The following is a 1,199-nucleotide window of genomic DNA, read 5'->3' on the forward strand; positions in this document are numbered from 1 at the left end:
CTCCCCCGCCTCCGCCCCGCACCGCCTCTGCTGCCCTTCCGCTCGCCGAGGTAGACGACCTGCCTCTTGAAGGCGATCTCTCACCTGCGATCAGCGACCCCGAACCCGCCTCTGCCGGCGGCACCTCTCTGGTCGAGCAAGACCTCGCCGCCGTCCTCAGCAGCCTGCAACGCGCCTCCGGCCACAGCCTGCGGGAGCTGGCCGCACGCACCCAGCTCTCCCCCAGCTTCCTGTCGCGCTTGATGACCGGCGAGCGCTTCCCGAGCTGGAGGGCCACCCTGGCCATCGCTAAGGCCTGCGGCGCTGATCCGGACGTACTCCGGATGGTCTGGGAAGACGCCCACGCGCGCCGCAGCGCAGCCAACCCCAGACCAGCGACGCTGGCAGGAGCCCTGCGCTACCTCCACGCACGCGCCGGAAGCCCCAGTCCCGACTTCCTTGTGCTCGACGAACCCGATCTCACCCCCGACCTTGTCACCGGCCTTCTGGCGGGGACACTCAACGGCACCTGGGAACAGGTCTGCTGTCTCATCCACGCGCTCGACGGCGAGAAGATGTTCTTCCGCGAGTTGTGGGAGGCCGAGGTCGAGAGGGGGACTCCCACTCCGGCAGTCCGGCCCATGCCCTCTACGGAGACGCAGAACCGAACACGCACCCGCGTGGAGGGCCTACTCGCGGTCTTCGGCGGCACCCTCTGCCAGACACTGCCCCATACGGGTGCACGGAGGCCGCTCCCTACACCGATTCAAGGGGCCACGACGTGGCCGACGGCCCTGCCGTCCCCGCCCTTGCCCCGCCCTGGAGATCCCCTTAGCCCGTAGACCACGAGACAGGGCCGTGTCAGCGAGTTCCCCGCACGGCTACCGACGGAGGTCCAGCGGTGCCCACTGCAGCACGTACTGGTTCCCGGTCCGGTACTCGTAGACATCGACCTCAAGGCGAGCGGCGACCGTCTCGGGCCCGGTGCGAGAGAGAACGAGCGTGTGAGGGCAGGCGTCCGTCATCACCATGGCGGGGTGGTCGATGTCCAGCCACGTCCCCATCCGGCGCGAGAGGTCAGGTGGAGGAGTCACCACGGTGGTGAGGAGAAGCGGGATGGTGATCCTTATGTCGCGCACTGCCCAGAGCAGCTCGTCTGCCCGTGACGGCCGTTCGCCGCCGCCGGGGTCTTCCTCGCCGGGGGCGGGTAGGGCCGCGGG

At 69.5% G+C, this 1,199-nt stretch carries 2 protein-coding genes; one reads left to right on the forward strand and one right to left on the reverse strand.

Annotated elements, in window-relative coordinates:
- Positions 1-821: helix-turn-helix domain-containing protein (locus FNX44_RS27050; RefSeq protein WP_143651591.1), on the forward strand; the 821-nt coding region annotated here is incomplete at its 5' end.
- Between the two features lie 39 nt (positions 822-860).
- Here the strand turns inward: FNX44_RS27050 and FNX44_RS28410 are convergent.
- Positions 861-1,199: hypothetical protein (locus FNX44_RS28410; RefSeq protein ID WP_173019310.1), on the reverse strand; the 339-nt coding region annotated here is incomplete at its 5' end.

The organism is Streptomyces alkaliterrae (genome assembly GCF_007097205.2).
GTDB classification, from domain to species: Bacteria; Actinomycetota; Actinomycetes; order Streptomycetales; family Streptomycetaceae; genus Streptomyces; species Streptomyces alkaliterrae.